Raw genomic sequence first — 976 nt, forward strand, 5'->3', positions numbered from 1 at the left:
ACCTTCCACCATTAAATTTACCCCAAGAGCAATATGCTTTTGCAATAAAAAGATTTGATAGACAGAATACTGCTGATACTACAGAGCTTATTCACATCGAAGACTTTGCTCAGATCTTCGGTGCATATCCACAGCAGAAATACAGCACCACAAATTATGAGCAGATAGGAAAGATCATTTATCAATTTTCAGATAACAAAATTATTGATATTCAGCAATTTGCCAGCCGCTTACTTGTCAATATTTTACTCGCCAATGGAGATGCGCACTTAAAAAACTGGAGTATGATTTATCATGATAAAAGTGCACCCAGATTATCTCCCGCATACGATATATTAATGACCAGTGTATATATTGAAAATGAGCGTCATTTCGCATTAAATCTTGCCAAAAATAAAGATTGGTATTTAGCTGAGATGAAACACTTTGAAGAATGGGCTGAAAAAGTCGGTGTTCCATGGCGTGTTATTGAAAAACAACTTCACGCGATCATGGACAAAGCACGGTCAGTATGGCCAGTGCTATTACTAGACTTACCTATGATTCCTGCTCATAAAGAAAAATTAAGAGAACATTGGAAAAAATTGCATCCAGACTTTCAGATACTTACAGATGATTAGGGTAACCTGAAACCAAACTAAAATTTCTCAAACAAGTTCATCACGTCATTTTCCGTCAGTTTCGCTTCGCCCTCATGATCGGTACTTAGAATAGACTGTGCCAGTTCTGCTTTATTCTGCTGCAAGGCAAGAATTTTTTCTTCTATGCTTTTATTGGTAATCAGCTTATACACAAATACCGGCTTGTCCTGTCCAATCCGCCATGCACGATCTGAAGCTTGATCTTCAGCAGCAGGGTTCCACCATGGATCATAGTGAATGACCGTATCTGCGGCAGTTAGATTCAGACCGACCCCTCCTGCTTTCAGACTGATTAAAAATACCGGCACTTGTCCAGACTGAAATGCTGTAATGAC

At 38.9% G+C, this 976-nt stretch carries 2 protein-coding genes; one reads left to right on the forward strand and one right to left on the reverse strand.

Annotated elements, in window-relative coordinates; all coding sequences use genetic code 11:
- A partial coding sequence (locus GW12_RS05600; RefSeq protein ID WP_034584557.1) for a type II toxin-antitoxin system HipA family toxin occupies positions 1-620 on the forward strand: 620 nt, incomplete at its 5' end.
- 17 nt (positions 621-637) lie between these two features.
- On the opposite strand, the gene GW12_RS05605 is transcribed toward GW12_RS05600, so the two are convergent.
- A partial coding sequence (locus GW12_RS05605) for a helicase-related protein (RefSeq protein WP_034584560.1) occupies positions 638-976 on the reverse strand: 339 nt, incomplete at its 5' end.

This window comes from Acinetobacter sp. HR7, from assembly GCF_000773685.1.
Taxonomy (GTDB): Bacteria; Pseudomonadota; Gammaproteobacteria; order Pseudomonadales; family Moraxellaceae; genus Acinetobacter; species Acinetobacter thermotolerans.